Genomic DNA, 17089 nt, shown 5'->3' with positions numbered 1-17089 from the left:
GTTATTTTGCTTTCTGCTATTGCCCCTGCTGCCCAGCTGCAGCCTGATGCCTAGTCAACAACAGACCCTGGAGGGGTTTTCCCCAGAGACCGTGGATCTGGCCCGAGAGCAGTCGGCAAACCTCGATAAGCTACAGACCCTAGAAACCAAAACCCCAACCCAACGACGACTCATTGACCAATTGCGCACCGACCTGCAGCAGTTCGAGCGCAGCGCAATCCGCACAGCCAACAGCCTGGAACAGCAGGGTGACTGGCACGGCGCAGAGCAGGTTTTAACTGGAGCAGCACGCATACTACCTGCCAGCGAGGCTCTCCTAACAGCGCGCCAACAACTAGCCGAGCGACGTCGTTTGCGGGAAGCACGTGTGCGCATGGAGCTGGAAATCCATCGCGGCGAGCAATTACTGAAAGATACCGAGACTTACCGACGCTTACGGCAACTCAAAGGCCCCGGAGTGCTCACATGGCTGGAGCTGAAAAATTTTCAGCGCAAGCGCCGCGCATCTGCGGAGTCTCTACAAGAGCACGCCGAACTGGCAATGACTCGACAGGATTACTCCCTGGCGCAACACGCGCTGACGATAGCCAAAGGCCTTTACGGGGACGACCTTCAGCAGGATGAAGACCAACGGGAACAGCTAGCGCGCAATCTCGCCCGCGCCAATCAGGCACTTCGCCAGCACAAGCGAAAGACAACCATCGCCTCACAGAAAAAAGATTCCAGAACTCAAACTGCCGAGAAAAAAGACCTGCAGATCCCCATTGCCAATCTGGAAAAGGCGCTGGCGGCTGGCGACCTGATCAATGCTCGAAATCAGTTAGCCCACATACAGGAAATGTCTCCGCAACATCCCCAACTACCATCTCTGCAAAAGCAATTTCAGACGCAGTTAAACAGCCGGGTCGAAACAGCCATAAAGCGGGGTAATGACCTGTACAGTCAGGGCAATATCGAGCGCGCGCTGCATGTATGGCACGACGCCAGAGTACTGGACCCCAACAATCTCGAACTGCAGTCCAATATTGCGCGTGCCGAAAAAGTGCTCCAGAACCTGCGAGCCCTATCGACACCGTAAGCAAGGATACCTTGAAGCGCAGACTACCCTTGCGGCAATCGGCAGTTGAGCGGCAGAAGTAACCGAGTTAATTACCGCGTAAAGCAAAAGTTCCATTGAAAAAAACCCGGCAATAATGCCGGGTTTTTGTTTGTGGCCTTCAGCCACTAGTGCCAGCAACTGTTGCCAGGTTACTCCCACTCAATAGTGGCCGGGGGCTTGCTGGATACGTCATAAGCGACACGCGAGATATTTTCGATCTCGTTGATGATCCGGTTGGAAACCTTTTCGATCAGCTCGTAGGGCAGGTGCGCCCAGCGAGCGGTCATGAAGTCGACGGTTTCCACCGCGCGCAGTGCCACCACGTATTCGTAGCGACGACCATCACCCACTACACCCACCGACTTGACCGGCAGGAACACCACAAATGCCTGGCTGGTTTTGTGGTACCAGTCGGCATTGTGCAATTCCTCAATAAAAATCGCGTCTGCCTCACGCAGGATATCCGCGTATTCTTTTTTCACTTCACCGAGGATACGCACGCCCAGTCCCGGGCCCGGGAAGGGGTGACGGTAGACCATATCGTAGGGCAGCCCCAGCTCCAGACCGATCTTGCGCACCTCGTCCTTGAACAGTTCGCGCAGCGGTTCCACCAGCTCAAACGCCATATCTTCCGGCAGGCCACCCACATTGTGGTGGGACTTGATCACGTGAGCCTTGCCGGTCTTGGCGGCGGCGGACTCGATCACATCCGGGTAGATGGTGCCCTGGGCCAGGAACTTCACATCCTGCAGTGTCGCGGCTTCCTTGTCGAAGATCTCGATAAAGGTATTGCCAATAATCTTGCGCTTGGCTTCCGGCTCATCGACACCAGCCAGACGAGACAGGAATTCTTCCTCCGCATCAGAGCGGATGACCTTGACCCCCATATTGTCGGCGAACATCTGCATTACCTGGTCGCCTTCGTTCTTGCGCAACAGGCCATTGTCGACAAATACGCAGGTCAGCTGGTCGCCGATCGCCTTGTGCAACAACGCCGCCACCACAGAGCTGTCGACACCACCGGAAAGACCCAGCAGAACCTTGGCACCACCGACCTGCTCGCGCACCTTGGCGATGGAGTCTTCAATAATATTGGCCGGGGTCCACAGCTTCTCGCAGCCACACAGCTCGATCACAAAGTGCTCGTAGATCCGGGTGCCCTGCAGGGTGTGGGTGACTTCCGGGTGGAACTGCACGCCGAAGAAATTTTTCTCCGCATTGTACATTCCAGCAATCGGGCACGACGGCGTGGAGGCCATCAGCTCGAAGCCTTCCGGCATTTTTACCACTTTATCGCCGTGGCTCATCCACACGTCGAGCAGCGCACTGCCGCTCTCGTCGAGGTGATCGCTGATGTCGTGCAGCAGCGCGGACTTACCTTCCACTTTTACCTGTGCGTAACCGAACTCACGTACATCACTGCCCTGCACGGCGCCGCCCAGCTGGTGCGCCATGGTCTGCATGCCGTAACAGATACCCAGTACTGGCACACCCAGTTCGAAAACGGCCTGGGGCGCACGTGGAGAACCTTCTTCCGGCACGGATTCCGGGCCACCGGCGAGGATGATGCCCTGGGGGTTGTACTCGCGAATTTCCTCGTCGCTCATATCGAACGCGCGAATCTCGGAGAATACGCCCAGCTCGCGCACACGGCGGGCGATCAGCTGGGTGTACTGTGAACCGAAGTCGAGGATCAGAATTCGGCTGGAATGGATATCTTGGCTCATGGCTTACTCGTAACAGTTTTATAAACGGCAAACGGACCCTGAGAGGTCCGTTTGCGGTTCACTTGAAAGTGCACTTCTGTTTTTGGTTGCCCCTGACGGGGCGCAATTTCTCAGACGCGGCTATTAACGCCCGCCAACCGGGTAGTTTGGCGCTTCCTTGGTGATCTGTACGTCGTGTACGTGAGACTCACCCATACCTGCGGCGGTCACCCGGACAAACTCCGGCTTGCTGCGCATGGTGTCCATATCGACACTGCCGGTGTAGCCCATGGCAGAGCGCAGGCCACCCATCATCTGGTGCACGATGACAGAGATAGGGCCTTTATACGGCACTCGACCTTCGATACCTTCCGGCACCAGTTTTTCGGCGCCTTTGCTCGCGTCCTGGAAATAGCGGTCGGAGGAACCCTGGGTGCGCGACATGGCACCGAGGGAGCCCATACCGCGGTAGGACTTGTAGGTACGCCCCTGATACAGCTCCACTTCACCGGGTGCTTCCTCGGTACCCGCGAGCATGGAACCCATCATGACCGAATAGGCACCGGCCACAATGGCCTTGGAAATATCCCCGGAGAAGCGAATACCACCGTCGGCAATCAGCGGCACGCCGGTACCTTCCAGGGCCTTGGCCACTTCTGCGATGGCAGAAATCTGCGGTACACCGATGCCGGTGACGATACGGGTAGTACAGATAGAACCGGGACCAATACCGACTTTCACCGCATCCGCACCGGCTTCCATCAGCGCGGTCGCTGCTTCGCCGGTGGCGATGTTGCCGCCGATCACATCCACCTGCGGGTGCATCTCCTTAATACGGCGCACGCGATCGATCACGTTCTTGCTGTGGCCGTGCGCGGTGTCTACTACCAGCACGTCCACGCCCGCTTCAACCAGTGCCGCCACGCGGTCATCGGTATCCGGGCTGGTACCCACGGAGGCACCTACGCGCAGACGGCCGTCGCTGTCTTTACAGGAGTTGGGGTACTGCTCAGCCTTGTTGTAATCCTTGACGGTAATCAGGCCGCGCAGTTCGAATCTGTCGTTGACCACCAGCACCTTTTCAATGCGGTGCTTGTGCAACAGCTCACGCACCATTTCCGGTGCGGCGCCTTCTTCGCAGGTCACCAGTCGCTCTTTCGAGGTCATGATCTGCGCCACCGGAATATCCAGGTTAGTCTGGAAGCGCACGTCACGGCTGGTGACGATACCGACCAGGTTACCTTTATCCATCACCGGCACGCCGGAGATGTTGTGGTGGGTAGTCAGGGCGATCAGCTCGCGCACACTGGCGTCAGCTTCGATGGTAATTGGGTCTTTTACGACACCGGCTTCAAATTTCTTCACCGCACGTACCGCGAGCGCCTGCTCTTCGATACTCATGCTTTTGTGAATAATGCCGATACCGCCTTCCTGGGCCAGAGCAATGGCCAGACGCGATTCGGTCACGGTATCCATAGCGGCGGACACCAACGGAATATTCAGGGTGATATTGCGAGACAGTTTTGTCTTCAGGGAAACGTCTTTGGCTGTAACCTCGGAATAACCGGGCACAAGGAGGACGTCGTCAAAAGTGAGGGCTTCGCGTGCGATACGCAGAGATTCAGACATGGACACTCAAACCTCTAGGGAGCGGGATTGGGTATCGGCGCGATTATAGCCGCAACGATCCCGGAAACAAAAGCCTATTTCGTGAAGAATGGCAAATCTCTTTACCTCGGCGGGCATCCTTGCAATATTGGCCGCCCAAATCGAACGAATTGAGGCCGAAATGCCAAATACTCCCCCGGGCGTAGCCAACCCTCTGCCCACCGACGGCCGCCCTGTGCTGTCTGTCAGCGAGCTCAATCGGGAGGTCAAGCACCTGCTGGAGGGTAGTGTGCCGCTGCTGTGGATCAGCGGGGAGATCTCCAACTTCGCCGCCCCCAGCTCTGGACACTGGTATTTCACCCTCAAGGACGCCCGCGCCCAGGTGCGCTGTGCCATGTTCCGCGGCCGCAATCGCAGTGTGCGCTTCCAGCCCGGTAACGGCCGGGAAGTGCTGGCGCGCGCCCGGGTCAGCCTGTACGAGGGCCGCGGCGAGTTCCAGCTAATCATCGAGCATCTCGAAGAAGCGGGATTTGGCGCCCTGATGCGCCAGCTGGAAATGCTCAAGGCGAAACTACAGGCGGAAGGGCTGTTCGAGCTAGAACGCAAAAAGCCCCTCCCCTATCTGCCTGCCACCATCGGCATCATCACCTCCCCCACTGGCGCCGCGGTGCGGGATATGATCCAGGTACTGGGGCGCCGCTATCCTGCGGCAAAAATCGAATTGATCCCGGTCGCGGTTCAGGGACAAGGCGCGGCGCAGCAGATTGCCAATGCCATCGCCCTCGCCGGCCGACTGCAACGTCACGACCTGCTGATCGTCGGCCGTGGCGGCGGTTCCCTGGAGGATCTGTGGTCTTTCAACGAGGAAATCGTTGCGCGGGCGCTGGCGGCGTGCCCAATCCCCACCATCTCAGCGGTCGGTCATGAAACCGATACCACGATTGCGGACCTTGTCGCGGACGTGCGCGCGCCAACCCCATCGGCAGCGGCAGAAATCGCCAGTGCCAATGCCGCGGCACTCAGCGAGGAAGTCGACGGCGCCCGCTGGCGCCTGACCCGCGCAATGGAGTTGCAATTGCGCCACTTGCGACAGCAAGTCCAGCTGGTGAGCAACCGTATCCGCCATCCAAAGGAACAGCTACAAAACCGCGCGCAACGCCTCGACCACTTGGAAATGCGACTACAGACTGCTGTGCGCAGCCGCACGCTTGCCAACACCCAGCGTCTGGCGCAAGTGGAGAGGGCACTAAACCATGTGCACCCGCGCCAGCGAATTGCTCTGGCACAAACCCAGCTTTCACAGCTGGCTCAACGTCTGAAAAAATCGATCGATAGCACGCTACAGCACAAGCGCGAACTGGTGACCCATGCCGGGCAACTGCTCAATAGCGTCAGCCCGCTGGCGGTACTCGACCGTGGCTACGCCATTGTCCAGGATGAGCAAAAACAGGTCATTCGTCGTGCGCAGGATGTGATCAGCGGACAGAAAATCCACGCCCGACTTTCTGAAGGGGAAATTACTGCAGTGGTTGAGTAACCGCTGCAGCACCCGACTTCCCCGTCAGTAACAATTTCTCCGCGGCGACTCTACGATTGGCAGCTCGTAGTTTTGCGGAAAGCGGAGTCATCCATGGCGCCCCAGAATTCCAAGCAGCTACTGCTGCCACTCCTGATGCTTGTCCTGAGCGGGTTATTTTTAGGGTTCGAGTGGAACTCAAGTAAGCCCGCCCCACCGGAGCCTTCCCCGGAAACTCCACCCGAGGAGTTCAAGCGGGAAAGTGATACCCGCTTCGAAAACTACAACGAATCCGGGGATCTGAGTGCATTGAGAAAACGCGGCACCATCCGCTTTGTCACCCTCGCCAGCAGCGAAGACGACCTGCTCCCCCGCGCAATGATTGTCTCCCGCTTGCACTATCAACTGGCGAAAGATCTCGCCAGACAACTCAAGCTAACCCCCCACTGGATTGCCGCAGCATCGCCAGAAAAGGCACTGCAGTTGATCAAAAGTGGGCGCGCCGACGTTTTCACCGGCAATTTGGCAAAGACCAAGGAACGCGCTCAGAATTTTGATCTTTCGGACGCTATTTCCACCTCCCACCAACAGCTCGTCACCGGTAAAGATGGGCCGGATGTCAATCACCCGGACAAACTCAAAGATGTGATCATCTCGGTTATGGCCGGCAGCACATATGCTGCTACTGCCAACGCCCTGCAGAAGAAAATCCCTGGATCCAAAGTTGAAATGCGCGAGTTGCGTAAAGACGATACAGTCGACCGCCTGGTTGACAATATCAACCGCAGAAAAAATGTGGTGACCATTGTCGACAGCACGATTATTGATGGACTTAAAAGCTACCGGAACGACTTCAAAGCGGGTGTATTTGTCAGCGATGAGGAGGACATTGTATGGGCAATGCGCAAGGGTTCCCCCGAACTAAAACTGCGAATCAATAACTTCCTTACCACAAAATTGATCGACGTACCCCTCGACAGGCCATCAGACTGGGGTGCGATCAAAAAATCCGGGCTGATCCGCTTCCTAACCTACAACGGTCCCACCAGCTACTTTATGTGGAAAGGTACACTGATGGGTTTCGATTACGATCTTGCCAAGGCATTTGCGGAAAAGCACGACTTGGAGATGGAGGTCATCGTCGTTCCATACGATCAGCAACTGATCGAGTGGCTTAAGGAGGGACGAGGAGATTTCGCCGGCGCATCCATCACCATTACCGACAAACGCAAGGCACAGGGAGTGGCATTCACTATCCCTTATATCGAAATGGGGGAGCAGATTTTAAGCAACGGCAGCAAGCCCGCGATCAAGAGCCTGCAGGACCTGAATGGGCGCACTCTAACCCTACGTGCATTTTCGGTTTTTGAGGAGATCGCAAAGTCACTGCAGAAGAGTGGCATTCAGGTCAAGATTGAATTGGCCGATCCGCAAGTGAGTTACGAGCAGATCATCAACATGGTCGCAGAAGGAGAAGTCGATGCCACTATTGTCGATGCCAGTGCCGCAGAAATCGGTGCGGCACTCCGAGATGAACTGGTGGCAGGCCCGCTGGTAAGCGACCCGCTTCCCCAAGGTTGGATGGTGACGAAGGATAACCATTCCCTGCAGAAAAAACTTGACGAATTTATCAAGGAATTCAAAGCATCCAAGAAATACGAAAAAAAGGTCAATTATTATTTCAAGCCAAACAAGCAGGCTGGGAAAAAACTGATGAGTCGAATCATTCCTGGCGAAGATCTCTCTCCCTATGACAAGCTCGCTAAAAAATCCGCGCGCGCGTATGAGTTCGACTGGCGGCTTATCGTGGCACAGATGTGGCAGGAGAGCAGTTTCGACCCCAAGGCTGAATCACCAGTGGGCGCACAGGGTCTCCTCCAGGTTATGCCCCGCACTGCCGAGGAGGTTGGGTACCCCCCACCTCTGTTCGAGCCCGGGCGCGGGATCGAAGCTGGAGTTAAATATCTGCGGTGGATTCGAGACCGCTTCGACGAGGACATTGCACTTGAAAACCAGGTGTGGTTTTCCCTCGCCGCTTACAACGCTGGTATCGGCCACTTATACGATGCACAGCGTCTTGCCAAAACCCTGGAGCTTAACCCCAATATCTGGTTCGACAACGTCGAAAAGGCAATGCTCAAGCTGTCAGAGCCGCGCTACTTTAACAAAGCGCGCTACGGCTATGTACGCGGCGCAGAGCCCGTTCAATACGTACGTAACATCAGCAAACTCTATCGCGCCTACACAGCGATTACTCCTGGAGAAATCGCGCTGCGACTGCGCTATCTTCCAGACTTCACTCGCGCTCAAGTCAAGCCATCAAGAAAAGGTCACCCTTGTCAACATGGTCACTGGAACCTATCAGCGGGAGGACATTTCAATCTGCCCCACCGCTGTGGCCCAAACGGACCATGGACCTACCCCACCAACGTGACCACCGAAAGTGCCAAGCTGGTAGATCAGCTGATCTACCCGCCGCGACCTTAAACTATCTGGCACTGAGGCGTTCAGGCGTGTCTATGGCTAAAGAAATCGCAACCTTTATAACCAGATTGAATTACCACACAGTTCTCTTCTGTGTGCTTTTTCTTACACTCTGCTTTAGTGCATGTGATCGCCAGGATGCACCACCTCACGGGTCAACAGCTACCCCAGATCTGAAACTGACGGACGACCGGGGCAGCGGAGATCCCAGAGCCGAGAAACCGGCCGCAAAGGAAGCCTCTGAAGTAGAAAACTATATAGAAACGGGGGATCTGGCAGCGATCAAAAAACGTGGTGTAATCCGGTTCGTCAGCATGACTGGTGACAATCAGCCGATCCTGCCCCGCGAAGCAATCGTCAACCAAACGCACCGACAAATGGCAGAAGATTTTGCCAAAAGAATCGGCCTTGCCACGCGCTGGTTCATTGCACAAACACCCGAGCAAGCCCTCCAGATGGTAAATGATGGCGAGGCAGATATCGTCGCAGAAAATATGAGCATAACCCCAGAACGCCAGGAAATTGTGGACTTCAGTATTCCCATTTTACAGACCTCGGACGTTTTGATTTCAGGTAAAAATGGACCGGACATCAGCGATATCCAAAACCTTACGGGTACGGAATTTATTGTCCTGGCGGGTAGCACTTACGCCGAACGCGCCCAGGAATTAGTGGCCAACCATCCCGATGCGAATCTATCGGTTCGGGAAGTGTACCTGATGGACGAACGGGACACGCTGTTCGATATGGTTTCCGAGGTGGAAAATGCGGTTACGATCATGCACAGAAACCTGGCAGAGGAAACCCTGAAGTACCGTGATGATCTAAAGATAGGTACGACAGTGGGCACCACGGAAAATATTGCCTGGGCGATTCGCAGGGACTCGACACGGCTAAAGAACCGCATTAATAACTTCCTAACCCGAACGCTGGTCACAGAAGTACCAGAGCGAACCTCTCACTGGTACGCAATCAAGAAGTCCGGCGTGCTGCGCTTTGCAACCTACAACGGCCCTACAAGTTACTATCTGTGGAAAGGTGTCTTGCGTGGCTTTGACTACGAAATGGCAAAAGCTTTCGCCGACAAGCACAAACTGCAGTTGCAGGTTATCGTAGTACCCAACGAAGACGACCTGGTGGACTGGATAGTAGACGGCCGCGCCGATATTGCCGGGGCATCATCCACGATAACCCAGGAGCGTATTGACCGAGGAATCGCGTTCAGCACTCCTTTCATCGAAACTACCGAAAAAATCATCAGCAACCGCAAACTACCCAAGATCGAAACCCTCGCCGATCTGAACGGACGGACCGTTACCTTGCGCGCATACTCATCATTTATTCAAACCGCACGCACCTTGCGCGATCACGGTGTGGATATAGATATCCAGGTAGCCCCTTCTGAAATGTCGTTTGAGGAGGTGTTAAACAAAGTCGCCGAAGGAGAGTTTGAGGCAACCATTGAGGACGGCTATATTGCCGATATTCAGGCGGCCCTGCGTCCAGAGCTGGTGATCGGCCTACAGGTCAGCGAAGGTCAACAACAGGGATGGATGATCAAAGACGGGCACAAAGACCTCTTGCGACAGGTTAACCGGTTTTTAAAGCGGTTTAGCCGAAGCAAGGAGTTCGACCAGCTACTTGTAGCTTACTTCGAGCCCGACAAACACCTGGTGCAAAAAATCTCTGCTCGGGTAATCCCCGGCCAAGCGCTGTCTCCCTTCGACAAGATGGTTCAGGCATCGGCACTCGAAAATAACTTTGACTGGCGCTTGATCGTCGCGCAGATGTGGCAGGAGAGTAACTTCAACCCCAAAGCAGTATCCCCTGTCGGTGCTCAGGGTTTGTTACAGGTCATGCCGCGTACCGGTGAAGACATGGGATATCCACCGCCACTGTTCGATCCGGAAAAGAATATCCAGGCGGGCACAAAATACATGAGATGGGTCCGCAATCGCTTCAAGGACCCCCTGCCTGTCAGTGAGCAGCTCTGGTTTACACTCGCGTCTTACAATGCCGGCCTCGGCCACCTGCTGGATGCCCAGCGTCTTGCGGAAAAACTCGGCCTTGATCCCAACAAGTGGTTTGACAACGTCGAGGTAGCGATGCTGAAGCTCTCTGAACCGCGCTACTTTGAAAAGGCGCGCTATGGCTATGTACGCGGCTCAGAGCCCGTCGCCTACGTGCGCAAGATCAGCAATCTGTACCAGGCTTACACGAATGTGGCCAGCGGTGATATCGCCAAAGGCTCACAGACATTCCGCGGGAAACCGCTGGCGAACATCATGGCGTCAATACGATCTTGCCAATATGATTACTCGACTCCATCAGCCGGTGTGCGTCCGCCACGTCGTCCAGCGCAAACGTGGCGGCAATCAGTGGGCGAATCTTGCCCGCCTCGATCATTGGCCATACCTTTGCCTCCAGGTCGCGGGCTATTTCCGCTTTCACCTCCGGGGGCTGCGGGCGCAGGGTCGAGCCAGTAAGCGTTAACCGCTTCAGCATCACCGGTAACAGGTTGACCTCGACCTTCGCCCCACCAAGAAACGCGATATTGACGATACGCCCGTCTTTCGCCGCTGCGCGGATATTTCGATCCACATAATCCCCGCCGACCATATCAAGAATGACGTCGGCACCGCGACCATCGGTGGCCTGCTGCACGGCCTCGACAAAATCCACTTCCCGGTAATTAATTGCAAGATCAGCACCGAGTTGTGTACAGGCTCGGCATTTTTCATCGCTACCGGCGGTGGTAAGCACCTTCACCCCCATGGCATGGGCCAGCTGGATCGCTGTAGTGCCAATACCGGAAGAGCCTCCGTGGACCAGCAGGGTCTCACCGGTAGCCAGCTTCGCGCGGTGGATCAGGTTACTCCAGACGGTGAAGAAAGTTTCCGGCAATGCCCCCGCTTCCACCATCGTCAGTCCCTTGGGCACAGGTAAACACTGCCCCTCCGGAGCCAGCGCATACTCTGCATATCCGCCACCATTGGTCAGCGCACAGACCCTGTCGCCAACAACGTAGCGTTCTACGCCCGGTCCGACCGCAGCAACCTCGCCCGCCACCTCCAATCCGAGAATCGGCGAGGCACCAGGCGGTGGTGGATAGAAGCCAGCGCGCTGAACAACATCCGGGCGATTGACCCCGGCAGCAGCCACACGGATCAATATTTCTCCAGCCTCTGGAGTGGGCTTGTCGCCTTCGGTAACCACCAGATTTTCGGGGCCACCATGTTCCGGCAGATCAATAAATCGCATAGGTCATCTCCTTATCCTGAGAGAAGACTTTAGCGGATTCCCACAACAAAAAAAGCCCGGCGCTGGGCCGGGCAAGTGATAAGACTGAAAGGAGGTGAGGAAAATCAGATTTCGTAATTGAGCTCGATACCAACAATGCGACCGCGATTGATCGGGGTAAAGGTAGAGTTCGGCCCCAGAGTTACCGGGCCGAGCATACCTGGCAATTGGGTATCGTTACCTTCACTGACTTCATCCAGCATGTTCTTGCCGAACAGCGCCAGGCGGTAGTTGCCGGAATCCGGGCTGAAGCCGATGCTGAAGTCCACCATTTCCACTTCGCTCAGCATGCCGGCGTTGTTGTCGGTGTAGGCAGAGGCGTCGCGATGGTTGTAGTTGATGCGGGAGGTCAGCGCACCCCAGCTGCCCAGCTGCAGGTCGTGGACAAGGCCTACACCGTAAGTCCAGGGAGCCAGTCGCGGAATCTCCAGATCGTAATCGGCACCGTCTACGACACCGTCGCCGGTCAGGTCCAGCCAGATATCGTCGTATTCACCATCTACATAACCCAGATTCATGGTCATCAGCAGTGAGTCGGTCAAACCGGCCATCATTTCAAATTCAGCACCACGGATGGTTGCGTTCGCGGTATTGCGAATGAGCTGGGCCACGCCAGCAGTTTCACTGGGCAGGTTAACCTCACGCTGCATATCGTCGATGGTGTTGTGGAACACGGCCATATTGGTTTTCACACGACCACCCAACCACTGGGATTTGGCACCAATCTCAAAGCTATTCTGCTCTTCCTGATCGGTCGGTCCCGGAGACTCGCCAAATGCGGTGTTGCGCATGTTGTAACCACCGCTGCGGAAGCCTTTGGTCCACACCGCGTAGGCCTGGGCGGAATCACTCAGCAACCACTGCATACCCAGTTTCGGGGTAAAGGCACTCCACGATTCAGTATCGTTGAAGTCGTAGGCAGGACAAGCGTCCCGATCACATCCATTGCCCGGGATGATGGAGGCAATATCCGCAGACTTCTCCTCGCTTGAATAGCGACCGCCCAGGGTCAGCACCCAGGATTCGTTCAGGTCGATATCTGCCTGAGTGAATACCCCCTTGGCCGTATGGTCCTGAACACCGCCGCCGGCCATAACCAGGGCGCCGCCCAACAGGTTGCGTTCTTCAATATATTTCAGGTCCTGGGTAAACCAGTAGACACCGCTGGTCACAGAGGTATTGCCGAAACGACCGGAGTACCGCAACTCATTACTCAGCTGATCCTGATCGATCAGGCTGTAGGAATGGAACAGGTGTACCGGCAGAGAGTCGATGTCCCCCTCGCCTGCAGTCTCGTAATCACGCCACGCAAGAATATTGGTGATGGTACCGTTACCGAAAGCCACATCCTGGTTGTACTCGGCGATGGCCTGGTTCCAGTCGGTTTCCGCCCAGCCCTCATTGTCAATCGCCACTTCAAAGGAGTTTTCGCTGTTATCCCAGTCGGTAACACCGACCGAGGCCGCGATTGCCTGGGAGAAATCTCCACGGTTCTGACCAATCGGACCATCGGCATCTACATGGCCTGACTCGAGACGTACGATCAGGTCGGCGGATTCACCGATGTCCACGGTAAAACTCGGGCGCACAAACCAAGTGGTGGAGGCACCCAGGTTATCGTTGCCGTTTGCCTTGTTCTCAAACCAGCCTTTGTCATCGCTGTAATAGGCAGTGAGGCGGCCGTTGACCTTTTCACTGATTTGTCCGGATACGGTACCGGCGAGATTGGTTTCCTGCTGTGCAGTGGTAGAGAACCGCACTTTACTCATAAACTCTTCGGTAGGCTTGGCAGTCTTAACCACCACCGCGCCACCAGTCACGTTGCGTCCGAACAGCAGGCCCTGAGGGCCGCGCAGCACTTCGATCCCTTCCAGGTCGAACAGGTCCAGGATCACGCCCGCATTGATCCCCATATACATGCCATCGACAAACACACCTACGGTGGGGTCAATGGAGGGAATGGAGCTGTTTACCCCAAGACCGCGCACGGTGAAGTTGGCGGTGCTTTTAATGGTGCCGGCATCGTCCATCTGCACGTTGGGCATTTTGAACGCGAGGCTTTCGAGGTCGCGGGTCTGCAGTGCTTCCAGCTGGTCGCCGGAGTATGCAGTCGCGGCAACCGGTACGTCCTGCAGACGCTCGGCGTCCCCGCGTTTACGCGCAACGACTTCCACTTCTTCAAGCAGGGTATTGATGGAATTCTCTGCCGCGTGGGCCGAACCCACACCGCAGGCCAGAGACATGGCCGCAAACGAACAGGCTGAAGCCAGAACCAGGTTCTTGCCTCTGCTGTTTACCGTTTTCAGGGTAAATTGGTGTTTATTGAAAGCGTCAGATTGGCTTCCCATTGTTTTCTCTCCATTGCACCGAGTTATTTTTATGTATTTTTCAGCAACAGAACTACCGCGACCGGTACCACTTTGCCGCCACACGCTCAGGCGACCCGGCCAGCAACCGCGCTGTCTTCTGCCGCCCCTGTGCCGGGGCTGACAGGAGAAGACTACAAGAGGTTTTTCCGTTACAAAAGTTTATTTTTTGAGTAATTCATTCTACTTATTCCCGAGGGCCTGAAATGACAACCACAGAAATAAACGAGAACTAAATGACTACAGCGTCACACTCGAGTCACGTCAGAATTCGTTCCCTAAATTCTCCAAACCACCGGTACCGTGGCGGATCCAAAGCAAATTGATTCCAACGGTAACACTTCGCAAGCCGTACCAAATTAAGTAAACAAATATCAGGTATCCGTTTCACTAATGGCTTGCTGACACTACCGAGTGTGTGCCGGGATACCCCCGTGCGCCATAACCTCACCGGTAATGCCTCAGCGCACTGCCTGGCCTGATCCGGTATGGGGCCCGGCTTCACCACCTGCCCTGAATATTCCCCGGCAATACCCCTGACTTCCATTACCCCGGCGGTAGTGGCAAGCATCCCCCGCCGACGTCAACCTGTGCCCCTGTCAAGATAAACAGTTACAGGGGTATACCGAACGTGAACAATAAGTACACGCCGGAAGAGCAGGCATTTCGCAGTGAAGTGCGGCAGTTTCTCAAGGACAAACTACCGCAGGATATCCAGCGAAAGACACTGTTGGGCATGCATCTGGAAAAGGAAGACTGCGTGCGCTGGCAGAAGATTCTGCACGAGCAGGGCTGGGCCGCGGTGAACTGGCCTGAAGAGCACGGCGGAACCGGCTGGACCGCAACCCAGAAGAACATCTTCGAAACCGAATGCGCCCTGGCGGGTGCCCCCGAGGTCGTCCCCTTCGGTATGAAAATGGTGGCGCCGGTTATTTTCACCTTCGGCAGTAAAGAGCAGCAACAACGCTTCCTGCCCGATATTCTGGCCAGTAACGTATGGTGGTGTCAGGGCTACTCTGAACCCAATGCCGGCTCCGACCTCGCCTCCCTGAAAACAACGGCACACCGCGACGGTGACCACTATGTGGTGAACGGCACCAAGACCTGGACCACCCTGGCGCAGCACGCGGACTGGATTTTCTGTCTGGTGCGCACCGGCGGACCGCAGGAAAAAAACCAGACCGCGATCAGCTTCCTGCTGATCGATATGCAAACACCGGGTATCAGCCTGTCCCCTATTCTCACCCTGGACGGCTATCGGGAAGTCAACGAAGTGCACTTCGACAATGTCCGGGTACCGGTGGAAAACCGGATCGGCGAAGAAGGTAAAGGCTGGACCTATGCCAAAGTCCTGCTTACCCATGAACGCACCAATATTGCCCGCGTGGCCCAGTCCCGCTGCCAGCTACAGCGCGCCCGCGAACTCGCCAGTGAAACCCCGGACGGCAGCGCGACCTTACTCGACAACCCGATCTTTGCGCACAAGTTTGCAGAAATCGAAATTGAATTGTTGGCACTCGAATATACCGAGCTGCGCACCCTGGACGCGATCCGCACCGGGCAGGCACCAGGCCCGGAATCCTCGATTCTGAAAATCAAAGGCACCGAACTGGCGCAGGCCATCGACGAACTGCACGCAGAGATAGCCGCATACGGCGGACTGCCCTATGCCCCATGGCAGCTGGAGGATGACTTCGACGGTGCGCGGGTGGGCACCGATAGCGCCATCAACAGCTGGCTGCGTTACTTCAACAACCGCAAATCATCCATTTACGGCGGCAGTAACGAGATCCAGAAAAATATCATCTGCAAGGCCGTGCTGGGCCTGTAACCGGAGGACGCAGATATGGATTTTTCATTGAGCGAAGAACAACAACTACTGCGCGACAGCGTCACCCGCTTTATCCGCCAGGACTACGGGTTTGAAACCCGGCAGAAAACGGTTACCAGTAACGCGCCTTTCAACAGGGAATACTGGCAGACGTTTGCAGAGCTGGGCTGGCTGCTGGTGCCCTTCTCCGAAGACGAAGGCGGCCTCGGTGGTTCGGCCGTAGACCTCATGGTGGTGATGGAAGAATTCGGCAAAGGCATGGTGGTTGAACCGCTGCTGGCGAGCGCCATTCTCGCCGGTGGGTTGATCGCGGAAGCGGGCAGCGAGCCCCAGAAAAACGACTGGCTGACGCCCCTGATGGAGGGCAATCTGCAGCTGGCGTTTGCCTTTGCCGAATCGCGAAGCCGCTTTGACCTGGACCGACTCGACACCACCGCACAAGCGGATGGCGATGACCTGATCCTGAACGGCCACAAAACCGTGGTACTGAATGGCGCTGCCGCAGATACCCTGGTGGTATCCGCCCGCACAGGCACGGCCGAAAACAATGGTGTCAGCCTGCTGCTGGTGGATGCGGAGACGCCGGGCGTCACCCGCAATAACTACAAAACGGTGGACGGCCACAACGCCGCAGAGATCTATTTCGATCAGGTACGGGTTCCGCGTGCCAATCTCTTGGGCACCGAGGGCCAGGCGCTGCCCGTTATCGAGAAGATCATCGATCGGGCCACCTTCGCCATCTGTGCCGAAGCGGTCGGTGCCATGGAGAGCGCGCTTGAAAAAACCGTGGAATACAGCAAAACCCGCAAGCAGTTCGGCGTCAGCATCTCAAGCTTTCAGGCCCTGCAGCACCGCATGGCAGATATGTTTATCGAATGTCAGCAGGCCCGCTCTATCCTGATGATGGCGGCCATGGAACTGGACGCCGGCAACGGGGTTGCGCCAAAGGCGGTCTCCGCAGCCAAAAGCCGCATTGGTAAAGCCGCCCGTCATGTAGGACAGGAAGCTGTTCAGATACACGGGGGTATCGGGGTGACCGACGAGCTGGATGTGGCACACCTGTTCAAGCGCCTCACCACTATCCAGCACCTGTTCGGCAGCACGGATTTTCACACCCAGCGCTTTATCAAAGCCTGACGCTTTTTCAGCAAAGTTGATAACCACAAAAAAGGCGGCTCC

The 17089-nt window shown here is 56.1% G+C and carries 9 protein-coding genes and 1 pseudogene; 6 read left to right on the top strand and 4 right to left on the bottom strand.

Going from position 1 to position 17089, the window contains the following annotated elements; genetic code table 11:
* Positions 1 to 46: 46 nt before the first annotated feature.
* On the top strand, positions 47 to 1078 hold the full coding sequence (locus ACONT6_RS05680; RefSeq protein WP_428820803.1) for a hypothetical protein: 1032 nt from the start codon (positions 47 to 49) through the stop codon (positions 1076 to 1078).
* Between the two features lie 170 nt (positions 1079 to 1248).
* Here the strand turns inward: ACONT6_RS05680 and guaA are convergent, their stop codons facing one another.
* Both guaA and guaB read right to left on the bottom strand, forming a co-directional pair.
* Complete coding sequence (gene guaA, locus ACONT6_RS05675) at positions 1249 to 2826, bottom strand: glutamine-hydrolyzing GMP synthase (RefSeq protein ID WP_428820802.1); 1578 nt, start codon at positions 2824 to 2826, stop codon at positions 1249 to 1251.
* A 123-nt stretch (positions 2827 to 2949) separates the two neighbouring features.
* Entirely contained in the window at positions 2950 to 4434 is a 1485-nt protein-coding gene (gene guaB / locus ACONT6_RS05670) for an IMP dehydrogenase (protein ID WP_428820801.1), read from the bottom strand.
* Positions 4435 to 4594: 160 nt separating this feature from the next.
* On the opposite strand from guaB, the gene xseA reads away from it, so the two are divergent.
* The 3 genes and pseudogenes from xseA to ACONT6_RS05655 form a co-directional block, all read left to right on the top strand.
* Positions 4595 to 5950 (top strand): exodeoxyribonuclease VII large subunit, encoded by a 1356-nt coding sequence (gene xseA / locus ACONT6_RS05665; RefSeq protein ID WP_428820800.1) that lies wholly within the window; start codon positions 4595 to 4597, stop codon positions 5948 to 5950.
* 93 nt (positions 5951 to 6043) lie between these two features.
* Positions 6044 to 8416: a transporter substrate-binding domain-containing protein gene (locus ACONT6_RS05660; RefSeq protein WP_428820799.1), complete on the top strand. Its 2373-nt coding sequence runs from the start codon at positions 6044 to 6046 to the stop codon at positions 8414 to 8416.
* Positions 8341 to 10461: pseudogene (locus ACONT6_RS05655) on the top strand (transporter substrate-binding domain-containing protein); the annotation flags it as partial. The gene ACONT6_RS05660 and the pseudogene ACONT6_RS05655, both read left to right, overlap by 76 nt.
* 235 nt (positions 10462 to 10696) lie before the next feature.
* Here ACONT6_RS05655 and ACONT6_RS05650 read toward each other — a convergent pair.
* Both ACONT6_RS05650 and ACONT6_RS05645 read right to left on the bottom strand, forming a co-directional pair.
* Complete coding sequence (locus ACONT6_RS05650) at positions 10697 to 11674, bottom strand: NAD(P)H-quinone oxidoreductase (RefSeq protein ID WP_428820798.1); 978 nt, start codon at positions 11672 to 11674, stop codon at positions 10697 to 10699.
* 104 nt (positions 11675 to 11778) lie between these two features.
* A complete protein-coding gene (locus ACONT6_RS05645) occupies positions 11779 to 14061 on the bottom strand; it encodes a TonB-dependent receptor (protein ID WP_428820797.1) in 2283 nt (760 codons plus the stop codon).
* Between the two features lie 649 nt (positions 14062 to 14710).
* Here ACONT6_RS05645 and ACONT6_RS05640 point away from each other — a divergent pair.
* Together ACONT6_RS05640 and ACONT6_RS05635 are read left to right on the top strand one after the other, a co-directional pair.
* Positions 14711 to 15910, top strand: a complete 1200-nt coding sequence (locus ACONT6_RS05640) for an acyl-CoA dehydrogenase family protein (protein ID WP_428820796.1) — start codon at positions 14711 to 14713, stop codon at positions 15908 to 15910.
* Between the two features lie 15 nt (positions 15911 to 15925).
* A complete protein-coding gene (locus ACONT6_RS05635; protein WP_428820795.1) occupies positions 15926 to 17047 on the top strand; it encodes an acyl-CoA dehydrogenase family protein in 1122 nt (373 codons plus the stop codon).
* Positions 17048 to 17089 lie beyond the last annotated feature (42 nt).

This window comes from Microbulbifer sp. MCCC 1A16149, from assembly GCF_050368945.1.
Classification (GTDB): domain Bacteria; phylum Pseudomonadota; class Gammaproteobacteria; order Pseudomonadales; family Cellvibrionaceae; genus Microbulbifer.
This window is presented reverse-complemented; position numbering and strand designations above follow the sequence as displayed.

Bases quoted from the DNA above. Each gene is read 5' to 3' on its own strand.
- xseA (WP_428820800.1), top strand. From the start codon at position 4,595: ATGCCAAATACTCCCCCGGGCGTAGCCAACCCTCTGCCCACCGACGGC.
- guaA (WP_428820802.1), bottom strand. From the start codon at position 2,826: ATGAGCCAAGATATCCATTCCAGCCGAATTCTGATCCTCGACTTCGGT.
- ACONT6_RS05645 (WP_428820797.1), bottom strand. From the start codon at position 14,061: ATGGGAAGCCAATCTGACGCTTTCAATAAACACCAATTTACCCTGAAA.
- ACONT6_RS05660 (WP_428820799.1), top strand. From the start codon at position 6,044: ATGGCGCCCCAGAATTCCAAGCAGCTACTGCTGCCACTCCTGATGCTT.
- ACONT6_RS05680 (WP_428820803.1), top strand. From the start codon at position 47: ATGCCTAGTCAACAACAGACCCTGGAGGGGTTTTCCCCAGAGACCGTG.
- ACONT6_RS05650 (WP_428820798.1), bottom strand. From the start codon at position 11,674: ATGCGATTTATTGATCTGCCGGAACATGGTGGCCCCGAAAATCTGGTG.
- ACONT6_RS05635 (WP_428820795.1), top strand. From the start codon at position 15,926: ATGGATTTTTCATTGAGCGAAGAACAACAACTACTGCGCGACAGCGTC.
- guaB (WP_428820801.1), bottom strand. From the start codon at position 4,434: ATGTCTGAATCTCTGCGTATCGCACGCGAAGCCCTCACTTTTGACGAC.